Genomic DNA, 24,815 nt, shown 5'->3' on the forward strand with positions numbered 1-24,815 from the left:
CTAACGCCGTTCCTCGCCGACCTTCCGCCGGGCTCGAACCACGAACCCGAAGGAGGTCCGCCATGACCCGCATGATGTTCCGCGCGCATGTCCGCGCCCAGTCCCTGGCCGATGTGATGGCCAGCGTGCCGCGCGAGCGCGCCCGGCTGCTCCGCGCCGTCGCGACCAGCCGGCCGCAGCCGGTGCGCCGCGCCCGCCCCTCCGCCTGAAACCGGGGTCTGAAGCCGGGGGCGGGGCGGCCGAACGGGGTCAGCGCGTCGGCACCGGCTCCGCACCGGTGTAATCGTAGAAGCCGCGCTTGGTCTTGCGGCCATACCAGCCCGCCTCGACATATTTGATCAGCAGCGGGGCGGGGCGGAACTTGGGGTCGCCCGTCCCTTCGAACAGCACGCGCGTGATCTCCAGACAGGTGTCTAGACCGATGAAGTCTGCGAGCGTCAGCGGCCCCATCGGATGGTTCAGCCCCAGCTGGCACGCCGCATCGATGTCGGGGATCGTCGCCACGCCCTCGCCCAGCGCGAAGATCGCCTCGTTGATCATCGGCATCAGCACGCGATTGACGATGAAGCCCGGCGCGTCATTGGCATGGACCACGCGCTTGCCCAGCTCCTGCGCGAAGCCCTCGACCCGGGCGACCGTCTCGTCCGCGGTGGCGAGGCCGCGGATCAGTTCGATCAGCCCCATGACCGGCACGGGGTTGAAGAAGTGCACGCCGACGAAGCGCCCCGCATCGGGCGCCGCCTGTGCCAGCCGGGTGATCGGGATGGACGAGGTGTTGGTCGCCAGGATCGCGGTGTCCGACATCACCTTGCCGACCTCCTCGAAGATCGCGCGCTTGATGGCCTCGCGCTCGGTCGCCGCCTCGATCACCAGTTCGCAATCGGCCATGGCGGACAGACTGCCGACCGGTTCGATCCGGCCGAGCAGCGCGTCGGCGTCTTGCCGCGTCATCTTTTCCTTGGTCACCAGCCGGTCGAGCGCCTTGGCGATTCCCGCCTTGCCCGCCTCGGCCCGTTCCGCCGAGACATCGGCCAGCTTGACCTGATAGCCCGCCGCCGCCGAGACTTGCGCAATGCCCGCGCCCATCTGCCCCGCCCCGATCACGCCCACTGACTTCATCGCGAAACTCTCCTTATGGTTTTGCCGCATGCCCTATCCGTTTCGGAACGCCACCGCCAGCAAGCGGGTTGAGGGACGCATGATCCCCTTGCGTCTGGCCCCGCTGATCCTGGTTGCCGCCGCCCCGGCCATGGCCGCGTCGGGCGATCCGATGCCGGCCCGGCTGCGCGTCTTTCAGGACTGGATCGTCGCGTGCGATAATGGTGGGCGCTGCGAGGCGGCATCGCTGGCGTCGGAGGACAGCGCATTGCAGGATGCCGGCCTGCTCGTGCGGCGCGATGAGGATGGCGCGCTGTCGGTGCGGGTCGCCGACATGACCGGCAAGGCGCCGCGCGCGACGGTGCGCGTCGATGGTCGCGCCGTCGCCTCCACGCCGCTGACCCGCCAGGTCGAAGGGACGTGGCAGGGCGCACCCGCCAAGGCGCTGGTCAGCGCGCTGGCACGCGGACGCAAGGCCGCGATCCTGACGCCGACCGCGCATCCCTTGTCGCTGCGCGGCGCGGCGGCGGCGCTGCGTTACATGGACGATCGCCAGAAGCGTGCGGGCACGACCACCGCGCTGGTCGCCAGGGGGGCGGCGCGTTATCGCGCGACCCCGCCATCGCTGCCGTTGGTGCGGGTGGTGACGCCGCCGGGGAAGGCCGCCCCGGCGATCCCCGGCGCGGCGATCAACGCGGCGCGGCGGCAATATGGCTGCGCGACCGATGATGGCAGTCCGGTGAGCGCCGACGCCTACCGTCTCGACGCGCGTTCGACGCTGGTGCTGCTGTCCTGTGGCGCGGGAGCCTATAACTATATCGTCCAGCCGCTGATCTGGCGTGACGGGCGACTGACCCCCGCCGCCTTCGACTATGCCTTCACCTTCGGCGAACCCAAGCCCGCCGGCCAGCCCCAGGTGCTGGTCAACACCGACTGGTCGCGCGACGGCCGGCTGTCGAGCTGGGCCAAGGGGCGCGGGCTGGGCGATTGTGGCGACGCCGCGCAATATGGCTGGGACGGGACGCGGTTTCGGCTGCTGTCCGCGGCCAGGATGACCGAGTGTCGCGGGGCGATCGACACGCTCGGCGTGTGGCGTACCCGCGTCGTGCCGGCCCCCGCGCGCTGAGACGTTTCAGGAAGGAGAGGATCATGCTCGAACATCTGCCCGCCTGGCTGGGCAAGGCGATGAGCGGCTGGCGTGCCGGGGTCGAGTCGCTGGCGATCACCCGCGCCGATCTGGTCCCGCCGGCGAGCATCGCGCTCAACAGTCCGGCCTTTGGCGATATGGCGCGCCTGCCCGAACGCTTCACCGCCGATGGCGAGGGCATGTCGCCGCCGCTCTTCTGGGGCGATCCGCCGGCGGGGACCGCGATGCTGGCGCTGTTGGTCGAGGATGCCGATGCGCCGACGCCGCAGCCGCTGGTCCATGCGATCGTCTGGAACCTGCCGGCACGGGCGGGCGAGCTGGCCGAGGGCGAAATCGTCGCCGATGGTCCCGGATCGGCCGAGCGGGGCGATGTCGGCCGCAATTCCTATCTGGGTGAGGGCTGGCTGCCGCCCGATCCGCCGCGCGGGCATGGCGAGCATCGTTATGTCTTCCAGCTCTTCGCGCTGGATGCGGTGGTCGATATCGGCGGTGAGACGCCGGGGCGCGGCGCGATGCTGGATGCGATGGCGGGGCATGTGCTGGCCGCCGGGGTGCTGACCGGCACCTATTCGCGTGAGGAGGAAGCGCCCGTGGGGCCGGTGGGCGCGCTCGCCTGACCCTTATGGGTTGAATGTCTGGTGCGTCGGGCCGGGTGTCGGGACTGGACGACCCGGCCGACGCTGAAAAGCCGGCACCTCGCGCATTAGGCGATCGGGAAGACCGGTGCGGCGCTGGTGATGGCGAGCCCGGCGAACACCAGGGCACCGAAGCAGGAGACGAGGAACTGGCGGGCCTGAACGGTCTGGAACATGATGAAACTCCCTTTTCGATCCGGTCGCCAACCTTTTGGCGACCGATGCAAACTATTTTGCAGGGAGTGTGCCAGTTTTCTAAATGATTGAAATCGCAATGCTATTTTTCAAGTGACGGAAAATATGGGAAATCCCGCCACTCGAAATCCGAAATTCCCGCCATCGCATGGCGGAAATTTCAGTCGGCATAGACGCGATTGCGGCCTTCGTTCTTCGCGCGGTAGAGCAGCGCGTCGGCGCGGGCGAACACCGTCTCATGCGTATCGTCGGGACGGAAGCCGGTGATGCCGGCGGAGAAGGTCACCTCACCGATCGCCTCGCCCGTCTCGCGCACCCGCAGCCGCTTTTCGCGCACCGCATCACGCGCGCGGTCGATCAGCGCCCGCGCCTCGGCCATGGTCAGGCCGGTCATCAGGATCGCGAACTCCTCGCCGCCATGGCGACAGACCAGATGGCCGCGCCCCTCGTCGCTCAGGATCTGGCCGATCGCGCTCAGCACCCGGTCGCCGACGGCATGGCCATGTTCGTCGTTGATCCGCTTGAACCGGTCGACGTCGCACAATGCCAGGTAGCAGGAGGCGGGCGACTGGAAGCACTGGCCGATCGATTCGTTGAACGCCAGCCGGTTGGCCAGTCCGGTCAATGGATCGCGCCGGGCGGAGGCGCGCGCCTCGACCAGCTTTTCGCGCAGCGCATCGGCCTCGGCGGTGGCCTTTTCCAGCCGTCGCTCGCTGTCATGGATGCGCTCCAGCATCTCGCCGGTCAGCTTGGCGAGCGTGGCGAGGCCGATCGACTCGCCGCGCCGGATTTCGGCCGCGCTGCGCTCCAGATTGGCGCTGAAGGCGGAGGTGTCGGCCTGGATCGTGCGGATCATCGCCGACAGCGCCTCGACATGGTCCTGGGTCTGTTCGGCGAGCGCGTCGGTGCGCGACTCGGCGGGGTCGACCAGATGGTCACGCGGGGTGGGCGCGGCGGGCGGGGCGACCGCGCGCTGCCCCGCCGTCGATGGTCCGCCCAGCCGCTGGATGTCGTCCTGATGCAGCCGCACGCCGCCATCGATCAGTTCGGCGGCGGCCTTGGCCAGGCTGCTATTCGGCTGGGTCAGGATGGCGTGGACGAACGCATAATGCGCCGGGTCGGGGACCAGGCGATGATCCTCCAGAAACTGGCCGATCCGTTGATAGAGTTTGTCCGTCGCCGTCATCGCGCGACACCTGTCGCGATCGCCGCGGGCACCAGTCTGCGCTGGCGGGTGCCCCGCGATGATCCGACATCCTTCCCATTATTCATGTTAGGCCCCCGACCGCGCTATACTCAGCGCTTGGTGGTCAGTCCACGCACTGCCGCCAAAGTGGAGGCAACATGCTCGGCGGGGTTCATATCGTCGTGCACGAAGGCGATGCGGCCGTCGCGGCCGATGACATAGCTGGTGCGCGAGGTGATGTCGCGACCCTCGATCTGGCGGCCCAGCGCGACGTCGTAACCCTTGACGATCGCCGGACCCGCGCTCGCCACCGGGAACTTGCCTGCGCATTCGGCCTTGGAGAAGGCGGCGAGCTTGTCGACCGGATCGGCCGACATGCCGATCACGCGGGCACCGGCGGCGCGGAAGGCGTCGATCTTCTCGGCAAAGGCGCGCGCCTCCGCGCTGCACCCGCTGGTGAAGGCGGCGGGGAAGAAATACAGGACGACCGGGCCGTGGCGCAGCTGATCCTTCAGGTTCAGCGTGAAGACCTTGCCCGCCACCGCGCCGCGCGTCGTGAAGTCGGGGGCCGTCGCACCGGTGCGCAAGGCCGCGCTCGCCGGCACCGCGAGAAGCGCAAGAAAGACGCCGAACAACACACGCATTGTGATCCATTCCTTCAAATCGAGGTTAACGCGTAACCTTTCGCGGGGACGCCGTCCATTGCTGATCACGTCCTGCTATCCTATCGCATGTCCCATGTCCGTTCATAAAGCCGATATCGACCTGGCCCTCGCCTTGGCCGACGCCGCCGGCGCCGCGATCCGCCCCTATTTCCGCCGCGACATGGGGCTGGAGATCAAGGCGGACAAATCGCCCGTCACCCTGGCCGATCGCGAGGCGGAGGCGGCGATGCGCCGCATCCTGGAGGCAGAGCGTTCGGGCGACGGCATTCATGGCGAGGAATATGGCGTCAAGGAGGGCGTGACCGGGCGGCAATGGGTGCTCGACCCCATCGACGGCACGCGCAGCTTCACCGTGGGCCGGCCGATCTTCGGCACGCTGATCGCGCTGGTCGACAATGGCTGGCCGGTCCTGGGCATCATCGACCAGCCGATCGCCGGCGAGCGCTGGCTGGGCGTGACCGGGCGACCGACCTTGTTCAACGGCCAGCCGGCGCGCACCCGCTCCTGTCCCGAGCTGGAGGGCGCGACGATCGCGACGACCAGCCCGCATCTGTTCGAGGATGAGGATGTGCCACACTATATGGCGCTGGTCGCGGCGATCAGCGGCAACAGCCCCCGGCAAGGGCCGGTATATGGCGGCGACTGCTATAATTACGGCCTGCTGGCGAGCGGCCATATCGACATCGTCTGCGAGTCGGGGCTGAAGCTGCACGACTTCGCCGCACTGGTACCGGTGGTCGAGGGCGCGGGCGGACGCATGTGCGACTGGAACGGCGATCCGCTGACCGCCGACAGCGCGGGCCATGTCCTCGCGATCGGCGACCCGGCGCGCACCGAGGAGGTGCTCGAGGCGCTGCGCAACGTGCCGCACGGGCATGGCCATCACGATCATTGAGCCGGGACGGCTATGTCTGTTCCTGTTGTGAAGTGGATATTTGAAGGCGGGCCGGGGCAGTGAGCGATGGCTTGTGGCTCAGCGTTTACGGACAGCCTTACGATCCCATGCCAGCCATGGAAGCCTGGCGTGCGGGAGAGGTCGAGCGCGCTTCCCAAGAGTTATGGGATCATCTCTATCATCAAGGCGCGATAAACTCGGCATCGTTCGCTGCGGTAGAATTACTCGTTCGCATGATCGAGGAGCAAGGCGTCCCGGACTGGCGAGCGTACGCTTTGATCGCATCCATTGAAGGGGGGCGGCTCGACCACGGAAATCCGTCCTTACCTGTCACGCTGAGTGACAGCTATCATGCAGCCTGGGCCAAATTATTGCCGCTGGCACTCCGTGACCTATCGACAGTGCAAGCCGACTTGGAGGTTCGTGCGGTGCTGGCGGTGGTTTGCTACGCCAAAGGGCAGCATAGGCTCGCGGCAATCACCCTTTGCACCGAAGATGAACGTGCGGAGATGCTGGGTGAGTGACATTCAGGACACAGGCCGCTGGTGAAGACCTAAAAAATCCCCAGAAACTTCTTCCGCTGCGCCTTGGCCTGACCCTCGGTCTGGCGGCCGTCCTTGGACTTGGCGGTGGTGCCGTTGCCGACATCGTCGCGCGGCGCGCCCTTGGTCGTCCGCTGGGCGCTGGCGCGGGCACCCGACAGCACCGGGCCGCACGCCGCCGCCTTGGCATCGCCGACATCGACGAAGGCCAGCACGCCGGCCAGCGGCGACGCCACCACCGCCAGGCCCAGCCCGGCGCCGGCGCGTGCCAGCAGGTCGCCGCTGATCGGGTTGATCCCCGGCTGGGCGAAGCTGCCCGTCAGCCCGACCGGGGACTGGCCCGAGAACAGGCTGAACTTCTTGGCATCGGCGCGCACGGCCATGTCGATCGCCTCGTTGCGGAAGCTGAAGCCACCGCGCCCGACGATCACGTTCTTCGACGTATCGATCAGGATCGGGTCCGCCGCCGCCACCCCGCCGCGCACGGTGAAGGCGATCAGCCCGCAATTGATCCGGACCGGCTCCTTCAACCGTTCCTCGAACATCTTCTGGACGAAGGTGCCGATGTCGAGTTCAGCCAGCTGCGCATTGCGGGTCCAGAGCGAACCGGCGGGCAGGATGAAGGCCATGCGACCGTTCGCGCTGGCCAGCGAATCGTGAATCGTGTCGCCGCGTCCCTGAAGCTGGATGCGGCCCTTCACCGTGCCCGTCGTCCCCGCCTCCGCCACGCCCCAGCCCGCGAGCAGCCGGCCGAGCGGCGTCGGCGACAGGCGGATGTCATAGCCGATCCGGCTGGGGCGCGGCCGCGTGTCGAAGACCAGATCGGAGGAGACATTGCCGCGCGCCATCGCGAAGTTCAGCGGCGACAGGGTCAGCTTGCCCCGGTCGAGCGCCAGCGTCAGGTCGACATCCGAAATCGGCACCCTGCGCGAGCGGACCGCGCCGATCGTCCATTTCAGATCGGCGTCGAAGCGCTGCATCGTCGCCACCGGCAGCGCGGCGTCGGGCAACAGCCGCTGCGCCCCCGCGCCGGTCGCGGCGGCGGCGGCCTGCGCGCCCCTGGTCGCGACGATGTCGGGATTATAGCCGATAAAGGGCGCGGCATCGATGATGTCGAGCCGCCTGGTGGCCAACGTCGAATCGAGATGCAGCCGCGCACCATTGGTCACGGTCAGCTGACCGGTCAGGTCGCTGTCGCCGAAGGTCCCGGTCATGCGGGTGAAGCGATAGGCGTCGCCATCCTTCACCATCTGCGCACGCACGTCATAGGTGCGGGTGCGCGGGATGGTGGCGCCGATGATCTCCAGCAGCGTCGACATGTCCTTGCCGCGCGCACGGGTGCGCAACGGCACATTCTCGATATCGGCGATCGAGGGCAGGGTGCCCGACACGTCGATGATATTGCCCGCCGCGCGCATCCGCGCGATCAGTGCGTTCCGGCCGCGATTGGCGGTGGCGTCGGGCGACAGCAGCTGCGCGGTCAGGCGGAAGGGCGTTTCGCGGATCACGCCCCGGCCACGCACGCCGACCGCTTTGCCGATGCGCGCGTCCTGCGAGCGGATGTCGTCCAGCGCCAGCTCGGCGGTCACCCGCATCCGCGGATCGCGATAGCGTACCGTCGTCCCCGTCACCTGCGCGGTGTCGATGCGCGGAAACTCGAGCGGCTTGCCGCCCTTCTTCTCGCTGAACGTCCATGTGTTGGTGCGGTGGTCAGGCGTCCATTCCAGATCGACCGCGCCGTTCGTCAGGTCCAGCCAGGTGAAGCGCCGCCTGCCGAACAGCAGCGACAGCGGCGCGATGCGTGAATCGATCCGGTCGGCGGTGAACAGATTGGGGCGGCTGGCCCAATCGGGGTTGGAGATGGCGATCTTCTCGGCGACGAACTTGATCCGCCACGGCGCGAAATAGAGCTGGAAGTCGCCGCCCACCGTCACCTGGCGATGGGTCAGCCGGCCAACGGTCGATTCGAAAGTCGAGCGCAGGAAGCGCCCCTTGGTGACGAAGAGGACCAGCCAGATCGCCGCGATGACGATCAGCAGGCCGATGACGACCCGCAACGCCCATCGCCGCCACGGCGTGCGACGCGCGGGCGACGGGGCGATCGTTTCGGCCGTGGATGGTTGATCCATGGCCCTACCAAGCGTGCGAGCGCAGCGGCGGTTCCCTGGGGCGACATCGGTTGCAATCGTCCGCCACTTCGTCTAAGCGGCCCGCTTCCCGAGCGAGGTGTCACGAACGGCCCGGCCATCAGGGCTGCCGCGGCCGTTTCTGCCTTGCTCACAGCGAAAGGACCAAAATGCCCAAGCTCAAGACCAAGAGCGGCGTCAAGAAGCGCTTCAAGCTCACCGCGACCGGCAAGATCAAGCACGGCGTGGCCGGCAAGCGCCACCGCCTGATCAGCCATAACGGCAAGTATATCCGCCAGAACCGCGGCACCTCGGTCCTGTCCGATGCCGACACCAAGACCGTGAAGGCCTGGGCGCCTTACGGCCTGAACTGATTTCTGGAAGGATAGAGAGATATGGCACGCGTCAAGCGGGGCACGACCACCAAGGCGAAGCATAAGCGGATTTTGGATCAGGCGAAGGGCTATTATGGCCGTCGCAAGAACACCATCCGCATCGCGCGCCAGGCCGTCGAAAAGGCCGGTCAATATGCGTATCGCGACCGCAAGGTTAAGAAGCGGACCTTCCGTGGTCTGTGGATTCAGCGCATCAACGCCGGTGTCCGGGCCGAGGGCCTGACCTATTCGCAGTTCATGCACGGGTGCAAGCTGGCGGGTATCGAACTGGACCGGAAGGTCCTGGCCGACATCGCGATGCACGAGGGCGATGCCTTCAAGGCGATCATCGCACAGGCGAAGGCCGCTCTGCCGCAGGCTGCGTAATTCGCAGACGACGGTTCAGCGCCGGAAATCGAAAAGGGCGTCGGTGGGGTTCCACCGGCGCCCTTTTTCGTGGGTAGCACCCGGCCGGTGTCGCTCAGCGCGCGGGCGGCAGCCATCCCGGCTCGAACTGCGGACGCCGGGGCGGCAGCGACGACAGCCGGCGCAGCGCGACCAGGTCGAGCAGCTGGAACCGGTGGCCCTGACGCGCCAGCAGCCTTTCCTCCTCCAGTCCCCGGATCGTGCGGTTCACATGCACCGCCGTCAGCCCCAGCAGGTCGCCCATGATCTCCTGCGTCAAGGGCAGGTGGAAGCCGTCATCGGTCACCAGCCCGATCGGGCTGAGCCGCGCATGGAAATCGACCAGAAGCCGCGCCAGCCGCTCGCGCGCCGGGGCATTGCCCGTCATGGCCAGCGCATCCATCAGCGCCAGCCGCTCCATCTGGGTGGCGATGGTGAACAGCGCGGCGAGGCGCGGGTGCGATTCGTACAACCGGCCGAAGCGCTCATAGGGCACGAAGGCGGTGATCGATTCGGTGACGGCGGTCAGCGTGTCGGCCGCCTCGGGCAGCACCATGCTGGGCGTGCCGAGCATGTCACCGGGCAGGTGCACCTTCTGGATCAGGCGGTTGCCGTTGCGCAAGACGATCGACGAGGTCACCCAGCCCTGCACATGCAGGTGGAAACCGCTGGTCGCCTCGCCCTCACGCTGAAAAATCTCCCCCCGCCGCCGCCCAACCTCGGCATCGCCCAGCGCTCCCAAAGTCTGGCGCTCTCCGGCCGTGAGGGTGGCGAACGCCTCATAGCGATGAATCGGATATGCTATCTCGGCCTCCCTAGACCCGTCCCGTCGTACGACCGATGACGGTCGCCGATCTTTTTCATCCGCCAGCCATAAGAGAAGCGCGCGCGTCCTTCGCAGACGTGGATCAATCAAGCAGGTGGAAAATATCGTCGGGGCCGCAGCGTTGATCGTCGTGCGGCACCGGCATGAGGGATTGTCCGAATCATCCGAACCATGGAGCGATGCGCCGTGCAAAAGCCCGAAGACAGTTACCGTCGTCGCCTGCAACGGGATGTACCGACTGGAATCGCGGCGTTCCTCTGTCTGATCGCGCTTCTGTTGCCGACCATCGGTGTGACGACGCTTCTGGTCGAAGGCCCGCATCTGGAGGCGCGGGGACATCCGCTATACTGGTTGCTTCTGGGCCTGCCCGCCATCTGGTCGTGGCGTATGATGGATTACACGCCGGGGGCGTTGCGAACGATCCGCCCGACTTTGTTCGCGACGCCGTTCCTGGCGGCGGCTGTCCTGATCGCGGCCCATGTCAGCGGGCGCGACATGGTAGCCTATCGGGTCATGTTCCTATCGACCGTCGTGATCTGCACCGTTGGCGGTTTTCTCTACAACCGCAGTCTGCTGGCACGGGAGGGGGCGGGGGATTGAGCGGTCTTGCGGCTCTGGTCTTCCCGGCACGCCACCCCCACATAGCCCCGCGACATGGCGTTGCATTTGACCAAGGTCGCGTTCGGGGCGGCCAGTATCGATCATCTGGCCGAGCGACTGGCCTTGCGGGCGGCCGATGGCCCCGTGTTCCTGACCACGCGCTATCTGCCCAAGCGGCATGAGGAGGTGGCGGGGCAGGGTTCGCTGTTCTGGATCTTGAAGCATCAGCTGGTCGCGCGCTCGCCGATCCTGTCCTTCGGCGAGGCCGAGGGCGGGCGGTGCGCGATCCATATCGATCCTGCGCTGGTGCTGGTGCAGGCGCTGCCCAAGCGGGCGCATCAGGGCTGGCGCTATCTGGAGGCGGCGGACGCGCCACCCGATCTTAGCGGGGCCGCGACGGGGATCGAGACGATGCCGCCGATGCTGGTCGGCAAGCTGGTGGAATTGGGGCTGATCTGATCCTCCCCGAAACGGGGAGGGGGGACCATGCGAACCATGGTAGAGGGGTGTCACCGGTTGCGACCGAAGCCTGCCCGATCAGCGGGAACACCCCTCCGTCAGGCCTTTTGGCCTGCCACCTCCCCTTGCAGGGGAGGATTTGTAGCGGGATGACACAAGATGGACTTACCCCTCCCCTTCAGGGGAGGGGCCGGGGGTAGGGCGTTTCCACGGGCCAGCAGTTTGCGGTGACGCCCCACCCCAACCCCTCCCCTGAAGGGGAGGGGCTCACGGTGGTTCGATACGACGTCATTACGGTCTAGGGATGATCAGAACTTCGGCCCCGCCACCGCCGCGCGGGTCTTTTTGGGGGTTTCGGCCAGCAGCTTGGCGATCGCGGCGTTGCGCGAGTCCTGGGTGGCATAGTCGCGCGCGGTCAGGCCGGCGATATTGTCGGCCTGATCCGGGTCGGCCCCGGCGGCGAGCAGTTCGCGCACCATCGCGATGTCGTGGCGCTGGACCGCGCGGATCAGCGGGGTCTCGCCGCCCGAATTGCCGATATTGGGATTGGCCTTCGCCGCCGTCAGGATGCGGATCATGTCGGGCTGGCCGCCCGCCACCGCCAGCAGCAGCGGCGTGTTGCCGCGCCCGTCGCGCAGGTTCGGGTCGGCGCCCTTTTGCAGCAGGAAGCGCAAGTACGTCTCGTCGCCGCGCTTGATCACGATGTGCAGCGCGCCCTCGCCATTGGTCACGTCGCGGGTGTTGATGATGCTGGCGCCGGGGCGGTCCAGCATGTTGGTCACCTCGTTGCCCTTGGCTTCCTTTACCGCCTGCAAAAACTTGTAGCTTTCCGACTGCATCATCTGCGCGGTGGCGGGCGCCAGGGCGGGCAGGGCGAGACTGCCCAGAAGCGCGGCGGCAAGCAGGGGGCGAAGGGACATGAAGCGAAATCCTGAACGATAGGGCATGACTTGCAACCGGCGATTTATCACAGCAAGGCTGTCGTCGTCATGACCCGATTATTCCCGTTCTTTGGCGCGGCACTGGCGCTCGCCACCGCCGGTTGCGGCTCCCAATCCCAGGTCCCTGCGGCCGAGCAGCCGCCGCTGGCCGGCGCAAAGATCGGCGGGCCGTTCCGGCTGACCGGCGCCGATGGCCGCACCGTCACCGATCGCGACTTCGCCGGGCGCTACCGGGTCATGTATTTCGGCTACACCTTTTGCCCCGATGTCTGCCCCACCGACATGCAGGCGATCGCCGCCGGCCTGAAGCTGCTCGATAGCCGCGCACCGGCCAAGGCGAAGAAAATCGCGGCCGTGTTCGTCACCGTCGACCCCGAGCGCGATACGCCGGCGGTGGTCGGCCGCTTCGCCGCCGCCTTCGACCCGCGCATCGTTGGGCTGACCGGCACGCCCCAGCAGATCGAGGCGGTGAAGAAGGCCTATGCCGTCTGGTCGCAAAAGGGCGATCCGTCGCCGGGCGGCGGTTATCTCGTCAACCATAGCCGCCAGGTCTATCTGATGGACCCAAGCAACAAGCCGCTGGCGCTGATCCCCTCGGACGAAGGGCCGCAGGCGGTCGCCGCTGCGCTCGACCGCTGGGTGAGGTGATGGAGCGCTTCTGGGAAAAGCCGATCGAGAGCCTCGACCGCGCCCAATGGGAGGCGTTGTGCGACGGCTGCGGCAAATGCTGCATCCACAAGCTGGAGGACGAGGAGACGGGCGAGCTGGTGCCAACCAATGTCGCCTGCCGTCTGCTCGACCGGCGCAGCGGGCAATGCTCCAACTACCGCCACCGGCGTGCCTATGTCAGCGAGTGCGTGCGGCTGACCATGGGCAATGTCCGGTCGATCGACTGGCTGCCCAACACCTGCGCCTATCGCCTGCGCGCGGCGAACGAACCGCTGCCCGACTGGCATTATCTGATCTCCGGCGACCGCGAGGCGGTGCACCGCGCCGGCCAGTCGGTGCGCGGCTGGACGATCAGCGAGGATGATGCCGGCGATTTCGAAAACCATATCGTGGACCGTGAATTGTGATCGACGAAGTCGTGCGGCATCCGACCGCCAAGCGTATCCGCCTCAGCGTCGATCCCGCCACCGGCACCGCCCGACTGGTGGTGCCCAAGCGCGCCGCGCTGAAATCCGCACTCGCCTGGGCCGAGGACAAGCAGGGCTGGATCGCCGAGCAGCGCGCGCGCCTGCCCGAACCGCGCCCCTTCGTGACCGGCGCGGCCATCCCCTTCGGCGACGACATGCTGACGCTGCACTGGGAAGCGGGCAGCCGCCGCGTGATCCAGCGCGAGCAGGACCGTCTGCTCGCCTCCGGCCCGATCGAGACGCTGGGCCGCCGGGTCGAGGCATGGCTGAAGCGGCAGGCGCTGGAGGTGCTGGCGCGCGAGACGGCGGAATTCGCGCGGTCCGCCGGGGTCGCGGTGTCGAAGGTCAGCGTCGCCGATCCCAAGGCGCGCTGGGGCAGCTGCGCCTCGTCGGGGGCGATCCGCTATAGCTGGCGGCTGATGCTGGCACCGGCTTTCGTCCGTCGCGCCACCGTCGCGCACGAGGTCGCGCACCGCATCCATATGAACCACGCGCCGGCCTTCCACGCGCTGGTCGCCGAACTGCTGGGCCAGGACCCGGCGCCCGCCACCGCCTGGTTGCGGCAGCATGGCGCGGGGCTTCACTGGTACGGGCGGTCGTCCTGACGATCGCGCGGCGGCGCGGCGCGCGGGGCGTTGCGCGGATCGCGCGGGTCGCCACGCGGCGCTGAGCCCGCCCCGCGCCCGGTGACGCGGTCGATCCACGCCTGATCCAGCCGCTGCTGCTGCTGGGGCGGCGGGGCCGCGCCATCGGGGGCGTCCGGCGCATCGGGCTGCTGCGGCTGCTGGATCGGGACCGGTGCGCCGGGTTCGCGACGCATCGGAATTTCCACCGCCTCGCTGCCGTCCGGTGCGGCACCGGCGGTCGGCGGGGGTAGCGGATTGCCATCGGCATCGACGCCGGTCACGCCGTCATCGGGCTGACCGAAATAACTCTCCTCATCGGGCTCCAGCTGCCATTCGGGCAGCGTGACCTGCGTCTCGAACTGTTCGATCGGCCGGTTGGCGACCGCGACCTTCATATAATCGGCCCACGCCTTGGCGGGGGCGGTGCCGCCGTGCAGCCCGGCGACCGGCCGGCTATTGTCGCGGCCCATCCAGACACCGGTCGTGATCCCGCTGGAGAAGCCCAGGAACCAGCCGTCCTTGGAGCTGCTGGTCGTGCCCGTCTTGCCCGCGACCGGCCGGCCGATCTGCGCGGCGCGGCCGGTGCCGGTGTTGACGGCGGTCTGCAACAGGTCGGTCATCTGCGCCGCGACATAGGGCGCGACCAGCACATGGCTGCGATCCACCTCATGCGTGTAGATCGTCTCGCCATTCGCCATCACCTTGGTGATGGCATAGGGGGTGACCTTCACCCCCTTGTTCGCGACGCTGGCGAAGGCGCTGGTCATGTCGATCACGCGCACCTCGGACGTGCCGAGCACCATCGAGGGGTGGGTGTTGACCGGCGTGGTGATGCCGAAACGGCGCGCCATGTCGGCGACCGTCTGGAAACCCACTTCCTGGCCCAGCTTGGCGGCCACGGTGTTCAGCGAATAGGCGAAGGCGGTGCGCAGCGTCACGCTGCCCGAATTGCGGCGCGAATCGTTGCGCGGGGACCAGCCGTCGATGGTGACGGGCTCGTCCACCACCCGGTCCTCGGGCTTGTGCCCCGCCTCCAGTGCGGCGAGATAGACGAACAGCTTGAACGCCGACCCCGGCTGGCGCACCGCCGTGACCGCGCGGTTGTAGTTGGTGGCGACATAGTCCTTGCCCCCCACCATCGCACGCACCGCGCCGTCGCGGTCCAGGCTGACCAGCGCGCCCTGCGTACCCTCGGGCGCGTCGGCGCGGATCGCGGCATCGGCCGCGCGCTGCATGTTGAGGTCGAGCGTGGTCCACACGTCGAGCGGTGCGGTCTGCTCGTCGATCAGCGTGTCGAGCTGCGGCAGCGCCCAGTCGGTGAAATAGCGGACCGAATTCTGCTTCGGCTCGGGCGCGAGTTTCAGCGCCTGCGGATCGGCCTGGGCGGCCTGGTCCGCGGTGATGAAGCCGTTGCGCTCCATCTGCCCGATGACGACGCCGGCGCGGCCGACCGCGGCCTCGGCATCAGCGGTGGGCGAATAGTTGGACGGCGCCTTGACCAGCCCGGCGATCACCGCCGCCTCGGACAGACTCAGATGATCGGCGCCATGGCCGAAGAATTTCCGGCTGGCGGCATCGATGCCGTACGCACCGCCGCCATAATAGACCTTGTTCAGATACAGCTCGAGGATCTGGTCCTTGGAGAATTTCAGCTCCATCGCCAGCGCCAGGATCGCCTCGCGGAACTTGCGGCCGAACTTCTTCTGGTTGTTCAGGAAGATGGTGCGCGTGATCTGCTGGGTGATGGTCGAGCCGCCCTGTTTCCAGCGACCCTTTTCCAGCCGGACCTCGACCGATCGGGCGATGCCGATCGGGTCGACGCCGGGATGCTGGCGGAACCGGCGATCCTCGACCGCGATGGTGGCGTCGCGCATCACCCGGGGGATGCGGTCATAGGGCAGCCATTCGCCATAGCTCGGCCCGAGCGAGACGATCACCGTGCCGTCGGCGGCATGGACGCGGATCATCTGGCCGTTGGGCGAGGATTTCAGTTCGTCGAAGCTGGGCAGTTGCGACTTGGCGACGAAGACCGCGATGGCCAGCGCACCGATCGCGAGCACGGCCAGGCCGATCAGGACCTGCAGGGTTACGACGATCCGGCGCCGCCAGGGAGAGCGGGGCTTGGACGAACGAGGCCGGGAAGACCGGGAAGACGGTGCGCGAGGCATGGGACGCCCCGCGAATTACAGGGCTTTGCCGGCGACGACAAGCGGTGCGGTCATCGCCCTGCGACGGGCCGCCTGTCGACGCAGGGAGCAAGAAAGCGCGGTCGGCCGCCGGATATGGTGCCAAAGTTGGTATTTTTTTACAGTTGATCGATTAAGAACGACGGCGGGCCGTGTCGTGGGAGTTGGCGACCGGCGGAAAGGGCAGGGATGGAGCAGGTCGAACAACAGGAGGACGCCTCGGTCGAACGGCGGTCCGGCAAACGGCATTCGGCCGTCCTGTTGCTGGGCAAGCTGTGCGGCGACGTGCCGGGCGTCTGTCTGGTCCACAATATCTCGGCGACGGGTCTGATGGCGCGATTCGTCGAGGTGCCGTCGGTCGGCGATTCGCTGACCATCGAGGTGCGCGGTCTTCCGCCAGTGCGCGGCACCGTGCGCTGGGTGCGCGGCGCGAAGGCGGGCCTCGAATTCGATTCGCCCCAGCCCTATGAACAGATTTTCCTGCACGAGGACGAAGAGGGCACGATCCCGCGCGCCCCGCGCTTCCCCGTCTCGCTGACCGCCGATGTCAAGCTGGGCGACCGCAAGCTGACGGCGGAGCTGCTCGACATCTCGGCCGGCGGCGCCAAGCTGCGCGCGGACGGCGAGGTCGTGGTGGGCGGCGCCGGGCAGATCATCGTGCGGCCGATGGGCACCGCGATCTTCGGCACCATTTGCTGGGTGCGCGACGGACGATTCGGCTTTCGCTTCGTCTCGCCGCTGCCGATCGACACGCTGGCGGGAATCGTCACCCGCCGCTGATCGCGTTCCGCCGATCCTCCATTTTTCAGGACGGTTCGTATCGACGTTCAGCTCTTCCTCCCCTGCAAGGGGAGGGGGACCAGCGAAGCTGGTGGAGGGGTATCACCCCTCTCGATAGCGGGACACCCCTCCGTCAGGCCTTCAGCCTGTCACCTCCCCTTGCAGGGGAGGAAAGGGATGGAGATGTCTGGCTTGCCATATGGCTGGCGACACCGCTTCGCGTACGATCCGCCTGCGCTTGCGGGCAAGAACGGAGCAGGCTCGCGCCCATCACGATGTCTGAAAAAATCCGCTCGCCCGGAGCGGAGATTGGTGCGGTCGAGAAGACTCGAACTTCCACGGCCTTTCGGCCACAACGACCTCAACGTTGCGCGTCTACCAATTCCGCCACGACCGCACTCGATAGTCACCACCGGCAAGCCGGAGGGCTGGTAGGCGGGTGCCCCTAGCAAAGCGATACGGGCAGCGCAAGGGGGCTTTCATGGGATATGACGGGTTTCCCCGCACGACCGGCCCGACTAGGCAGGCGGCATGACCGCGCCGCTTCCCCGCCGCCCTTCATCCCCACGCGCGGAAGTCTTCCGCCTGCTGGGGCTGGCCTGGCCGGTCGTGCTGACCAGCCTCAACTGGACGATCCTGCACGTCACCGATGTGATCGTGGTCGGCATGGTCGGCGAGCATGAGGTGGCGGCACTCTCGGCCAGCCGGTCGCTGACCTATATCGCGATCGTCACAGGGCTGGCCTGGCTGTCGGGCGTGCTGGTGCGGGCGTCGCGCGCCGACGGGGCGGGCGACCTGCCCGCGACGGGGCAGGCGCTGCGCGACGGCATGGTGCTGGGGCTGATCCTGGGCGTGGCGGCGATGCTGATCCTGGGGCTGGGCGGGGCCGCCCTGTTGCGCGGGATCGGCGTCGCGCCCGCGCTGATCGCACCCGGCGCGCGGGTCGTGGCGGTGATGGCGCTGGGCTATCCGTTCCAGATGGTACTGATCGCCGCCAGCTTCTTTCTGGAGGGGATCAGCCGCCCGCGCCGGGTGACGGCGGTCAATCTGTCGATCCTGCCGATCAACGCGGTGCTCGCCTGGGCCCTGGCGGGCGGCGAGCTCGGCCTGCCAGCGCTGGGCGCGGTGGGTGCGGCGTTGGCGACCGTCATCGCCTCGGCACTGGGCGCGGTCGCGATGGTGGTCAGCGCGGTCACCCTGCCACGCGGCGCGGCGCGCGGCGTCCGCCGGCTGGACCGGGCCGCCTGGGTGCCGACGCTGAGTGGGGCATGGAGCCTGGCCAGGTTCGGCACGGTGCCGGCCATCGCCTCAGGGCTGGAACTGGCCGGCTTCGCCATCCTGATCGCGCTGTCGACGCGGCTGGGCGATGCCACCGCGCATGGCTTCCAGATCGTCTTCTCGGTCCATAACGTCACTTTCGCCCTGGCGCTCGGTCTGGGATCGGCGGCCGGCGTACGCGCGGGCAATGCGGTGGGCGAGGGCGTGGCCGTGCAGGCGGTGCCGCGCACCCTGCTGGCGGTCGGGCTGGCGGCGTTTGCGATGGGACTGTGCGGGCTGGCGCTAGTCCTGACGCCTGGACCCGTCGTCACCTTGTTCCCTGCGCTGCCCCAGGCGCATGCGGTGGCGATCGCCATGCTCGCCATCTGGGCGCCCTTCATCCTGTTCGACGGGATGCAGGTGGTGCTGGTCTATGCGCTGCGCTCGCTGGGGGATCAGGTGGCGGCGGGGATCAACAGCATCATCGCTTATTTCCTGGTAACCGGCGGCATCGGCTGGTGGCTGGTGGCGGCGGGCTGGGGCGCCGGCGCACTCGCCTGGGCCTCGGCGGCGGGGATGCTGGTGGCGGCGCTGCTGCATGGCGTGCGGTTCGCCATCGTCGCGCGGCGGCTGGGTTCGTCGCTTGGCCTTCGCCTTCGCTCAGGTTGAACGGGGGGCGGTGAAAGGCCGCATCTCTTTTCTATTTAGAACAGGATGACATGTGATGGAGCCCCCCTCCCCTGAAGGGGAGGGACAGGTATGGTTTCAAGCCATTGTCATCATGATTTAGGCCGGGCGACGTCCAGCCCCTCGCCGCCAACGCCTCAGTTCGCGCTGATACCCTCGCCCGCGAAGCTCAGGTCCAAGCGCTTGGAGCTGGGCGGCACGTCGAGCTTGGCCGAATTGAAGTCCATCGACGCGCCGGGGCCGAGCGTCCGCTGCTGCGGCGCGATCGTCCAGGAGAAGACGACGCGGCCCTGCGCGTCCTTCAGCTCGGCGCGCAGGTCGGGCACGCGCTGCTGGCCCGAGGAGGGGTTGATGATCTGCCCCGAAATGGCGAACAGCTCCGACCCGTTTTCCAGCTCGCGCCGCTCGATCGGGTTGGAGCGCAGCTCCAGCGCCGATTCGGTCGACCCGAAGCCCAGCCAGCCGCCGATGCCCGGCATCCCCGTCCACAGGATCGCGGCCGTCGCGACCAGCATCAACAGGCCGGCGGCGACCGCCCCGATCGTCCAGCGGCGCACCGGATTGCGCCGTGCGCGGAAGGGCGGGCGATGGGCGAAGGCGTCGAAGCCGGGATCGCCCGGCGACAGGATCGGCGGTGCGGGCGGCGGCACGAAGACCGGCGGCGGCGGGGGAGCGGGTTCGTCGACGACCGGTGGTTCGGCAGGCGGCGCGGCCGGTGCCTCGCGGGCCTCCTCGACCGGGGCCGGCGCGTCCGGATCGGCGGGCTCCTGAAACCAGCTGTGCCGGCAATGGGCGCAGCGCACGGTCCTTCCCTCGGGCCCGATCGCGCTGTCGGGCACCAGATAGCGGGTGCGGCACTCAGGGCATTCGAGGATCATGCGGAACGGCACTTCAACGGACAGGGCGAGGCCATCCGGATCAGGCCCCCATGATTTCCAGTAAGCACGCCGCCCCCGGGCGTGGCAAGCGTGAAGCGCGGAACTTGAAGCGCGCGGCGCGCCATGCCAAGGCCAGCAGGGCATGGCGAACATCGTCCAGTTCGAGAATGTCGGTCTGCGATACGGCGCGGGCGAGGAAACGCTGTGCGACGTCAGTTTCACGCTGCGCTCCGGACAATTCTATTTCCTGACCGGGGCCAGCGGCGCGGGCAAGACCTCGCTGTTGCGGCTGCTCTATCTTGCCCAGCGGCCCAGCCGGGGCATCATCCGCCTGTTCGGCGAGGACGCCGTCATCCTGCCGCGCGACCGTCTGCCCGGCTTTCGGCGGCGGATCGGGGTGGTGTTCCAGGATTTCCGCCTGATCCCGCATCTGTCGGCCGCCGACAATATCGCGCTGCCGCTGCGGGTTGCGGGCATGGCCGAATCGGAGATCGCGCGCGCGGTGCGCGAGATGCTGGCCTGGATCGGCCTGACCGAGCGCGCCGGCGCGCGTCCCGCCACGCTGTCGGGCGGCGAGCAGCAGCGGGTGGCGATCGCGCGCGCGGTGATCGCGCGCCCCGAAATGCTGGTCGCCGACGAGCCGACCGGTAACGTCGACCCCGTCATGGCCGAGCGACTGCTCCACCTGTTCCATTCGCTCCACCGGCTGGGCACCACGGTCGTCATGGCGACGCACGACTGGCATCTGATCGACCGGGTGCCGGGTGGCCACCGGCTGCATCTCGATCGCGGGCGGCTGGTCGATCCCGAACCGGTGCCGCCCATGCCGGAGCCGCCGCCCTCGACGCTGGTGCGGAGCGGCCTGTGACGCGCGGAAGCAAGCGGAAGGGGGGCGGGGCGGAGGCGCGGGCGCTCGACGATGTCGGCGGCGCGCACGTCATGAGCTGGGTCATCGCGATCATGCTGTTCCTGACGCTGCTGACCGCCGCCGCCGGGCTGGCGACCGCGCAGGCGGCGGGTGCGCTCGACCGGCAGATGGCGGGGCGGCTGACCGTGCAGATCGTCGAGGGCGAGGCACAGCGGCGCGATGCCGCCGCCACGCGCGTGCTGGCGGTGTTGCGCGGGCAGAGCGACGTCGCGCGCGCGACTCCGGTGCCGCAGGCCGATCTGGCGCGGATGCTCCAGCCCTGGCTGGGCAACGATGCCGCCGCCGCCGAACTGCCCGTGCCGGCGTTGATCGATGTCGATCTCGACAGCGATGGCGGGGACGCGGTGCGGCGGGTCACGGCGGCGGTTACGCAGGCCAGCGCGGCGGCGCGGGTCGATTCGCATGCCACCTGGCTGGGGCCGGTTGGGCGGCTGCTCGACACCGCCGCATGGCTGGCCGGCGGCATCATCCTGCTGATGCTGGGGGCGACGGCGGCGGTGGTGATGCTGGCGGCGCGCGCCGGGCTGGAAGCACATCGCGGCACGATCGAGGTCATCCATATGCTGGGCGCGACCGATCGCCAGGTCGCCCGGCTGTTCCAGCGGCGCATCGCACTCGACGCCGGGATCGGCGCGGGCGTGGGTAGCGTGATGGCGGCGGTCGCGATCTGGATCGTCGCGCGACAGGTGGGGGCGCTGGAATCGCAATTGCTCGGCGGCCTGACGCTGGGCGCGCGCGATCTGGCGATGCTGGTCGCGTTGCCGCTGGGGTTCGTCGCGCTGGCGGTGCTGGCGGCGCGCCTCGCAGTGCTGGCGCAGATGCGGCGGATGCTCTGATGTTGCGGCTGATCGGTCTCGTCGCGCTCGGCTGGTGCCTGGGGTTCGCCGCCTTCATGCTCAGCCTGCCGCACCCGCTGGAGAACAACACCACCGATGCGATCGTGGTGCCGACCGGCGGGGCGGGGCGGATCGATCGCGGCATCGCGCTGCTCCAGGCGCATCAGGCCAAGCGCATGCTGGTAACGGGGGTCGCGCCCGGCGTGCGGCCGATCGACCTGGCGCGCACCTATCGCACCGCGCCGTCGCTGTTTTCCTGCTGTATCGATCTGGGGCTGGAGGCGGTCGACACGCGGTCCAATGCCGAGGAGACGGCGCGCTGGGTGCGCGAGCATGGCTATCGCACGGTGCGGCTGGTCACCTCCGACTGGCATCTGCCGCGCGCGCGGATGGAGCTGGTCGCGGCACTCGGGCCGCAGGTGGTGGTGCTGGGCGACGGGGTACCGTCCGAGCCACGGCTGGGCACGCTGGTGAATGAATATAACAAGCTGATCCTGCGCAGGATCGCGCTTTGGACGGGGATTGGCGCGTGATTCTTCTTCGCAACATCGTGTTCGTCGCGATCTTCTATCCGGTGTCGGCGGTGATGGCGCTGCTGTCGCCGCTGATCGCGGTGGGGGGGCGACGGGCGGTGATCCACTGGGCGACGAGCTGGACGCGATTCCACCGCATTTGCACGCGCTGGATTCTGGGCATCCGCGTGCGTATCGAGGGCACCCGGCCGACCACACCGGCGCTCTACCCCGCCAAGCATCAGGCGATGTTCGAGACGATGGAGCTGCAACGCATCCTGGGCGCGCCCGCCATGGTGCTGAAGCGCGAGCTGGCCAATATCCCGCTCTGGGGCTGGGCGGTACGCAAATATGGCGCGATCGTCGTCGACCGCTCGGCCTCGGCCAAGGCGATGCGCGGCATGATGCGGGATGCGCAGGTCGCGGTGAAGCAGGGGCGGGCGATCATGATCTTCCCCGAAGGCACCCGGGTGAAGCCCGGTGAGACGCCGCCGCTCAAGCCCGGTTTCGCCGGGCTGTACCGGATGCTGAACCTGCCGGTGGTGCCGGTGGCGACCGATTCGGGGCTGGTCTGGCCGCGAAAGGGGCTGAAGCGGCCCGGGGTCGTGACGCTGCGCTTCGGCGAGGTGATCCCGCCGGGCCTGCCGCGCGCCGAGGCGGAGGCGAAGGTACATGCGGCGATGAATGCGCTCGAGAAACATCCTCCCCTGTAAGGGGAGGTGGCAGTCCGTAGGACTGACGGAGGGGTGTCACGGCCAGCGGGGACACCCCTCCACCAGCTTCGCTGGTCCCCCTCCCCTTGCAGGGGAGGACTATCTTACCCCTCGTGGCTGCGCCCAAAATCCTCGCGGGCATCGTCCTGGCCCTGGTCGATGATCGAGCGGCGAATGGTGCGGGTGCGGCTGAACAGGTCGAACAGCTCGTCGCCCTTGCCCCAGCGGATCGCGCGTTGCAGCTGGCTCAAATCCTCGGAAAAGCGCTGGAGCATCTCCAGCACCGCCTCGCGATTGGTCAGGAACACGTCGCGCCACATGGTCGGGTCCGACGCTGCGATGCGGGTGAAGTCGCGAAAGCCACCGGCCGAATATTTGATGACCTCGGACTGGGTCACTTCCTCCAGATCGCTGGCGGTGCCGACGATCGTATAGGCGATCAGGTGCGGCAGATGGCTGGTGACGGCGAGCACCCGGTCGTGATGGTCGGGGGCCATCAGCTCGACATCCGCGCCCAGCCGCCGCCAGAACTCCGCGACCCGCTCGACGCTGAGTTCGTCCGCGCCCTCAGGCGGGGTGACGATGCACCAGCGCTTCTGGAACAGCGTGGCGAAGCCCGCCTCCGGCCCGCTGCGCTCGGTGCCTGCGACCGGGTGGGCGGGGATGATCGTCGCGCCGGGCAGCGCCTCGGTCAGCGCGGCCAGGACCGAGCCCTTGCAGCTGCCCACGTCGGACACGATCGCATCCTCGGGCAGATCGTCGGCGAACTCGGCCGCCACCGTGCCCATCGCGCCGACCGGCACGCACAGGATGACCAGATCGGCGTCGATCACACTCGCACCCGCCGTGTCGGCGACGTCATCGGCCAGATCGAGCGCGCGCACCGTCTCGCGCACCTGCGGGTCGGCGTCATAGGCGGTGATCCGCGCGGTCGGCATCGCCTTGCGCGTCGCCCGCGCGACCGAGGAGCCGATCAGCCCCAGCCCGATGATGGTGATCCGCGCGAAGGGCAGCATCAGGCCCCCTTCGCCTCCGACTCGACCATCTGGCGCAGCGCGGCGACGACGCCCTTCACCTCGTCCTCGGTACCGATGGTGATGCGTAAGGCGTGGCCCAGCCCCTGGCTGGGCAGCCAGCGGACGATGTACCCGGCGTCCATCAGCCCGTGATAGGCGCGCTCGGCGGTCAGCCGACCCTCGAACAGCACCAGCGAGAAGTTGGCCTTGGACGGCACGCAGCGCAGGCCCGCATTGCCGAGGCTTGCGATCTGCGCCTCGAACCAGCCGAGCCACTTGGCGTTGTGCGCGCGCGATGCCTCGACGAAAGCGCGGTCGCGGATCGCCTCGATCGCGGCGTTCTGGCCGGCGATGGTCACGTTGAACGGCGCGCGGATGCGGTGCAGCGCGTCGATGATGGGGGCGGCGGCATAGCCCCAGCCGATCCGTTCGGCGGCCAGGCCGTGAATCTTGGAGAAGGTGCGCGACACCAGCACGTTGGTCGCGGACTCGGCGAGCGCCAGCCCGCCATCATCCTCGCCCACGTCCAGATATTCGGCATAGGCCTGGTCGAGGACCAGCAGGACATGGCGCGGCAACCCGGCGTGCAGCCGTGCGATCTCACCCGCACCCGCATAGGTGCCGGTCGGATTGTTGGGGTTGGCGACGAAGACGACCCTGGTCTTGTCCGTCACGGCGGCCAGGATCGCGTCGACATCGGTCGCGTAATCATGATCGGCGACCACCACCGGCTCCGCGCCGACACGGCGGGTGGCGATCTCATAGACCGCAAAGCCGTAGCGGACATGGATGATTTCGTCCCCCGGTCCCGCGAAGGCGCCCGCCGCCAGATGCAGGATCTCGTCCGAACCGGTGCCATAGATGATCCGCGCCGGGTCCAGCCTATGGACCGCGCCGATCGCCTGGCGCAATTCGGTCGCCCCCGCATCGGGATAGCGTTCCAGCTTCGCGGCGGCGGCGGCGAAGGCGGCGCGCGCCTTTTCGCTGGTGCCCAGCGGATTCTCGTTGGACGAGAGTTTGGCGACCTTGCGCCCGTCATCGGTCGTCGCGCGGCCGGGGACATAAGGCGCGATGGCCTTGACCCAGGAGATCGGTTCGGGGGCGGTAAGCTCGGTCATGGCACCCGCCATAGCGGCCTCGCCCTTGCGTTGCCAAGCATCGCGGCC

At 68.3% G+C, this 24,815-nt stretch carries 28 protein-coding genes and 1 tRNA gene; 18 read left to right on the plus strand and 11 right to left on the minus strand.

The features are described 5' to 3' along the window. Positions 1-62: 62 nt before the first annotated feature. A complete protein-coding gene (locus GGR48_RS14665; protein WP_183952591.1) occupies positions 63-209 on the plus strand; it encodes a hypothetical protein in 147 nt (48 codons plus the stop codon). Between the two features lie 40 nt (positions 210-249). Here the strand turns inward: GGR48_RS14665 and GGR48_RS14670 are convergent, their stop codons facing one another. Next, a complete protein-coding gene (locus GGR48_RS14670) occupies positions 250-1,119 on the minus strand; it encodes a 3-hydroxybutyryl-CoA dehydrogenase (protein WP_183952592.1) in 870 nt (289 codons plus the stop codon). Positions 1,120-1,198: 79 nt separating this feature from the next. Between GGR48_RS14670 and GGR48_RS14675 the strand changes: the two genes are divergently transcribed. After that, a complete protein-coding gene (locus tag GGR48_RS14675) occupies positions 1,199-2,224 on the plus strand; it encodes a DUF1176 domain-containing protein (RefSeq protein WP_183952593.1) in 1,026 nt (341 codons plus the stop codon). 23 nt (positions 2,225-2,247) lie between these two features. Further along, complete coding sequence (locus tag GGR48_RS14680) at positions 2,248-2,862, plus strand: YbhB/YbcL family Raf kinase inhibitor-like protein (RefSeq protein ID WP_183952594.1); 615 nt, start codon at positions 2,248-2,250, stop codon at positions 2,860-2,862. Between the two features lie 373 nt (positions 2,863-3,235). On the opposite strand, the gene GGR48_RS14685 is transcribed toward GGR48_RS14680, so the two are convergent. Together GGR48_RS14685 and GGR48_RS14690 are read right to left on the minus strand one after the other, a co-directional pair. Next, complete coding sequence (locus tag GGR48_RS14685) at positions 3,236-4,261, minus strand: GGDEF domain-containing protein (RefSeq protein ID WP_183952595.1); 1,026 nt, start codon at positions 4,259-4,261, stop codon at positions 3,236-3,238. Positions 4,262-4,371: 110 nt separating this feature from the next. After that, a complete protein-coding gene (locus GGR48_RS14690) occupies positions 4,372-4,905 on the minus strand; it encodes a peroxiredoxin (protein ID WP_183952596.1) in 534 nt (177 codons plus the stop codon). 94 nt (positions 4,906-4,999) lie between these two features. On the opposite strand from GGR48_RS14690, the gene GGR48_RS14695 reads away from it, so the two are divergent. Together GGR48_RS14695 and GGR48_RS14700 are read left to right on the plus strand one after the other, a co-directional pair. After that, positions 5,000-5,821: an inositol monophosphatase family protein gene (locus GGR48_RS14695; RefSeq protein ID WP_183952597.1), complete on the plus strand. Its 822-nt coding sequence runs from the start codon at positions 5,000-5,002 to the stop codon at positions 5,819-5,821. A 107-nt stretch (positions 5,822-5,928) separates the two neighbouring features. Beyond that, positions 5,929-6,345, plus strand: a complete 417-nt coding sequence (locus tag GGR48_RS14700) for a hypothetical protein (RefSeq protein ID WP_206362558.1) — start codon at positions 5,929-5,931, stop codon at positions 6,343-6,345. A gap of 29 nt (positions 6,346-6,374) precedes the next feature. Here the strand turns inward: GGR48_RS14700 and GGR48_RS14705 are convergent, their stop codons facing one another. Further along, positions 6,375-8,492, minus strand: coding sequence for an AsmA family protein (locus GGR48_RS14705; RefSeq protein ID WP_183952599.1), 2,118 nt, complete (start codon positions 8,490-8,492; stop codon positions 6,375-6,377). Between the two features lie 167 nt (positions 8,493-8,659). Here GGR48_RS14705 and rpmI point away from each other — a divergent pair, with 167 nt between their 5' ends. Beyond that, complete coding sequence (gene rpmI / locus GGR48_RS14710) at positions 8,660-8,863, plus strand: 50S ribosomal protein L35 (protein ID WP_179513023.1); 204 nt, start codon at positions 8,660-8,662, stop codon at positions 8,861-8,863. Positions 8,864-8,884: 21 nt separating this feature from the next. Then, positions 8,885-9,250: a 50S ribosomal protein L20 gene (rplT, locus tag GGR48_RS14715; RefSeq protein WP_183952600.1), complete on the plus strand. Its 366-nt coding sequence runs from the start codon at positions 8,885-8,887 to the stop codon at positions 9,248-9,250. A 94-nt stretch (positions 9,251-9,344) separates the two neighbouring features. Here the strand turns inward: rplT and GGR48_RS14720 are convergent, their stop codons facing one another. Continuing rightward, positions 9,345-10,010: a Crp/Fnr family transcriptional regulator gene (locus GGR48_RS14720; protein WP_240456192.1), complete on the minus strand. Its 666-nt coding sequence runs from the start codon at positions 10,008-10,010 to the stop codon at positions 9,345-9,347. Positions 10,011-10,280: 270 nt separating this feature from the next. On the opposite strand from GGR48_RS14720, the gene GGR48_RS14725 reads away from it, so the two are divergent. After that, a complete protein-coding gene (locus GGR48_RS14725) occupies positions 10,281-10,694 on the plus strand; it encodes a hypothetical protein (RefSeq protein ID WP_183952601.1) in 414 nt (137 codons plus the stop codon). Between the two features lie 54 nt (positions 10,695-10,748). Continuing rightward, positions 10,749-11,153: a DUF1489 family protein gene (locus GGR48_RS14730; RefSeq protein WP_183952602.1), complete on the plus strand. Its 405-nt coding sequence runs from the start codon at positions 10,749-10,751 to the stop codon at positions 11,151-11,153. Positions 11,154-11,461: 308 nt separating this feature from the next. Here GGR48_RS14730 and GGR48_RS14735 read toward each other — a convergent pair whose 3' ends face one another. Further along, entirely contained in the window at positions 11,462-12,073 is a 612-nt protein-coding gene (locus GGR48_RS14735; RefSeq protein ID WP_183952603.1) for an ankyrin repeat domain-containing protein, read from the minus strand. 69 nt (positions 12,074-12,142) lie between these two features. On the opposite strand from GGR48_RS14735, the gene GGR48_RS14740 reads away from it, so the two are divergent. The 3 genes from GGR48_RS14740 to GGR48_RS14750 are packed head-to-tail and all read left to right on the plus strand — an operon-like array spanning position 12,143 to position 13,835. Next, entirely contained in the window at positions 12,143-12,742 is a 600-nt protein-coding gene (locus GGR48_RS14740) for an SCO family protein (protein ID WP_183952604.1), read from the plus strand. After that, positions 12,742-13,170, plus strand: a complete 429-nt coding sequence (locus tag GGR48_RS14745; RefSeq protein ID WP_183952605.1) for a YcgN family cysteine cluster protein — start codon at positions 12,742-12,744, stop codon at positions 13,168-13,170. Before GGR48_RS14740 ends, GGR48_RS14745 begins: the two co-directional genes overlap by 1 nt. Next, positions 13,167-13,835, plus strand: a complete 669-nt coding sequence (locus tag GGR48_RS14750; RefSeq protein ID WP_183952606.1) for a YgjP-like metallopeptidase domain-containing protein — start codon at positions 13,167-13,169, stop codon at positions 13,833-13,835. Before GGR48_RS14745 ends, GGR48_RS14750 begins: the two co-directional genes overlap by 4 nt. Here GGR48_RS14750 and GGR48_RS14755 read toward each other — a convergent pair. Beyond that, complete coding sequence (locus GGR48_RS14755) at positions 13,811-16,024, minus strand: transglycosylase domain-containing protein (protein ID WP_240456193.1); 2,214 nt, start codon at positions 16,022-16,024, stop codon at positions 13,811-13,813. The genes GGR48_RS14750 and GGR48_RS14755 overlap by 25 nt on opposite strands. 207 nt (positions 16,025-16,231) lie before the next feature. Here GGR48_RS14755 and GGR48_RS14760 point away from each other — a divergent pair, with 207 nt between their 5' ends. After that, the gene (locus GGR48_RS14760; protein WP_183952608.1) at positions 16,232-16,822 is read left to right on the plus strand and encodes a PilZ domain-containing protein; all 591 of its coding nucleotides are present in this window, start codon (positions 16,232-16,234) and stop codon (positions 16,820-16,822) included. 310 nt (positions 16,823-17,132) lie between these two features. Here the strand turns inward: GGR48_RS14760 and GGR48_RS14765 are convergent. Then, positions 17,133-17,219, minus strand: a tRNA-Leu gene (locus tag GGR48_RS14765). Positions 17,220-17,353: 134 nt separating this feature from the next. Here GGR48_RS14765 and GGR48_RS14770 point away from each other — a divergent pair. Further along, positions 17,354-18,748, plus strand: a complete 1,395-nt coding sequence (locus GGR48_RS14770; RefSeq protein ID WP_183952609.1) for an MATE family efflux transporter — start codon at positions 17,354-17,356, stop codon at positions 18,746-18,748. Positions 18,749-18,903: 155 nt separating this feature from the next. Here the strand turns inward: GGR48_RS14770 and GGR48_RS14775 are convergent, their stop codons facing one another. Then, the gene (locus GGR48_RS14775) at positions 18,904-19,644 is read right to left on the minus strand and encodes a zinc-ribbon domain-containing protein (protein WP_183952610.1); all 741 of its coding nucleotides are present in this window, start codon (positions 19,642-19,644) and stop codon (positions 18,904-18,906) included. A gap of 142 nt (positions 19,645-19,786) precedes the next feature. Here GGR48_RS14775 and ftsE point away from each other — a divergent pair, with 142 nt between their 5' ends. The 4 genes from ftsE to GGR48_RS14795 are packed head-to-tail and all read left to right on the plus strand — an operon-like array spanning position 19,787 to position 22,633. Further along, entirely contained in the window at positions 19,787-20,512 is a 726-nt protein-coding gene (ftsE, locus tag GGR48_RS14780; protein ID WP_183952611.1) for a cell division ATP-binding protein FtsE, read from the plus strand. After that, entirely contained in the window at positions 20,509-21,408 is a 900-nt protein-coding gene (locus tag GGR48_RS14785; protein WP_183952612.1) for a cell division protein FtsX, read from the plus strand. Before ftsE ends, GGR48_RS14785 begins: the two co-directional genes overlap by 4 nt. Continuing rightward, on the plus strand, positions 21,405-21,941 hold the full coding sequence (locus GGR48_RS14790) for a YdcF family protein (RefSeq protein WP_037569839.1): 537 nt from the start codon (positions 21,405-21,407) through the stop codon (positions 21,939-21,941). Before GGR48_RS14785 ends, GGR48_RS14790 begins: the two co-directional genes overlap by 4 nt. Continuing rightward, a complete protein-coding gene (locus GGR48_RS14795; protein ID WP_183952613.1) occupies positions 21,938-22,633 on the plus strand; it encodes a 1-acyl-sn-glycerol-3-phosphate acyltransferase in 696 nt (231 codons plus the stop codon). The genes GGR48_RS14790 and GGR48_RS14795 overlap by 4 nt, the downstream gene beginning before the upstream one ends. A 104-nt stretch (positions 22,634-22,737) precedes the next feature. Here the strand turns inward: GGR48_RS14795 and GGR48_RS14800 are convergent, their stop codons facing one another. Together GGR48_RS14800 and hisC are read right to left on the minus strand one after the other, a co-directional pair. Beyond that, entirely contained in the window at positions 22,738-23,649 is a 912-nt protein-coding gene (locus GGR48_RS14800; RefSeq protein WP_183952614.1) for a prephenate/arogenate dehydrogenase family protein, read from the minus strand. After that, positions 23,649-24,767 carry a histidinol-phosphate transaminase gene (gene hisC, locus GGR48_RS14805; RefSeq protein WP_183952615.1) on the minus strand — a complete coding sequence of 373 codons (1,119 nt, stop codon included), beginning with the start codon at positions 24,765-24,767 and terminating at the stop codon, positions 23,649-23,651. Before hisC ends, GGR48_RS14800 begins: the two co-directional genes overlap by 1 nt. Positions 24,768-24,815: the final 48 nt, after the last annotated feature.

The organism is Sphingomonas pseudosanguinis (assembly GCF_014196255.1).
Lineage (GTDB): Bacteria > Pseudomonadota > Alphaproteobacteria > Sphingomonadales > Sphingomonadaceae > Sphingomonas > Sphingomonas pseudosanguinis.

Bases quoted from the DNA above. Each gene is read 5' to 3' on its own strand.
- GGR48_RS14700 (WP_206362558.1), top strand. From the start codon at position 5,929: ATGCCAGCCATGGAAGCCTGGCGTGCGGGAGAGGTCGAGCGCGCTTCC.
- ftsE (WP_183952611.1), top strand. From the start codon at position 19,787: ATGGCGAACATCGTCCAGTTCGAGAATGTCGGTCTGCGATACGGCGCG.
- GGR48_RS14680 (WP_183952594.1), top strand. From the start codon at position 2,248: ATGCTCGAACATCTGCCCGCCTGGCTGGGCAAGGCGATGAGCGGCTGG.
- GGR48_RS14665 (WP_183952591.1), top strand. From the start codon at position 63: ATGACCCGCATGATGTTCCGCGCGCATGTCCGCGCCCAGTCCCTGGCC.
- GGR48_RS14690 (WP_183952596.1), bottom strand. From the start codon at position 4,905: ATGCGTGTGTTGTTCGGCGTCTTTCTTGCGCTTCTCGCGGTGCCGGCG.
- GGR48_RS14735 (WP_183952603.1), bottom strand. From the start codon at position 12,073: ATGTCCCTTCGCCCCCTGCTTGCCGCCGCGCTTCTGGGCAGTCTCGCC.
- GGR48_RS14745 (WP_183952605.1), top strand. From the start codon at position 12,742: ATGGAGCGCTTCTGGGAAAAGCCGATCGAGAGCCTCGACCGCGCCCAA.
- GGR48_RS14770 (WP_183952609.1), top strand. From the start codon at position 17,354: ATGACCGCGCCGCTTCCCCGCCGCCCTTCATCCCCACGCGCGGAAGTC.
- GGR48_RS14675 (WP_183952593.1), top strand. From the start codon at position 1,199: ATGATCCCCTTGCGTCTGGCCCCGCTGATCCTGGTTGCCGCCGCCCCG.
- GGR48_RS14695 (WP_183952597.1), top strand. From the start codon at position 5,000: ATGTCCGTTCATAAAGCCGATATCGACCTGGCCCTCGCCTTGGCCGAC.
- GGR48_RS14760 (WP_183952608.1), top strand. From the start codon at position 16,232: ATGGAGCAGGTCGAACAACAGGAGGACGCCTCGGTCGAACGGCGGTCC.
- rplT (WP_183952600.1), top strand. From the start codon at position 8,885: ATGGCACGCGTCAAGCGGGGCACGACCACCAAGGCGAAGCATAAGCGG.
- GGR48_RS14775 (WP_183952610.1), bottom strand. From the start codon at position 19,644: ATGATCCTCGAATGCCCTGAGTGCCGCACCCGCTATCTGGTGCCCGAC.
- GGR48_RS14800 (WP_183952614.1), bottom strand. From the start codon at position 23,649: ATGCTGCCCTTCGCGCGGATCACCATCATCGGGCTGGGGCTGATCGGC.
- hisC (WP_183952615.1), bottom strand. From the start codon at position 24,767: ATGACCGAGCTTACCGCCCCCGAACCGATCTCCTGGGTCAAGGCCATC.
- GGR48_RS14730 (WP_183952602.1), top strand. From the start codon at position 10,749: ATGGCGTTGCATTTGACCAAGGTCGCGTTCGGGGCGGCCAGTATCGAT.
- GGR48_RS14755 (WP_240456193.1), bottom strand. From the start codon at position 16,024: ATGCCTCGCGCACCGTCTTCCCGGTCTTCCCGGCCTCGTTCGTCCAAG.
- rpmI (WP_179513023.1), top strand. From the start codon at position 8,660: ATGCCCAAGCTCAAGACCAAGAGCGGCGTCAAGAAGCGCTTCAAGCTC.
- GGR48_RS14740 (WP_183952604.1), top strand. From the start codon at position 12,143: ATGACCCGATTATTCCCGTTCTTTGGCGCGGCACTGGCGCTCGCCACC.
- GGR48_RS14705 (WP_183952599.1), bottom strand. From the start codon at position 8,492: ATGGATCAACCATCCACGGCCGAAACGATCGCCCCGTCGCCCGCGCGT.
- GGR48_RS14685 (WP_183952595.1), bottom strand. From the start codon at position 4,261: ATGACGGCGACGGACAAACTCTATCAACGGATCGGCCAGTTTCTGGAG.
- GGR48_RS14670 (WP_183952592.1), bottom strand. From the start codon at position 1,119: ATGAAGTCAGTGGGCGTGATCGGGGCGGGGCAGATGGGCGCGGGCATT.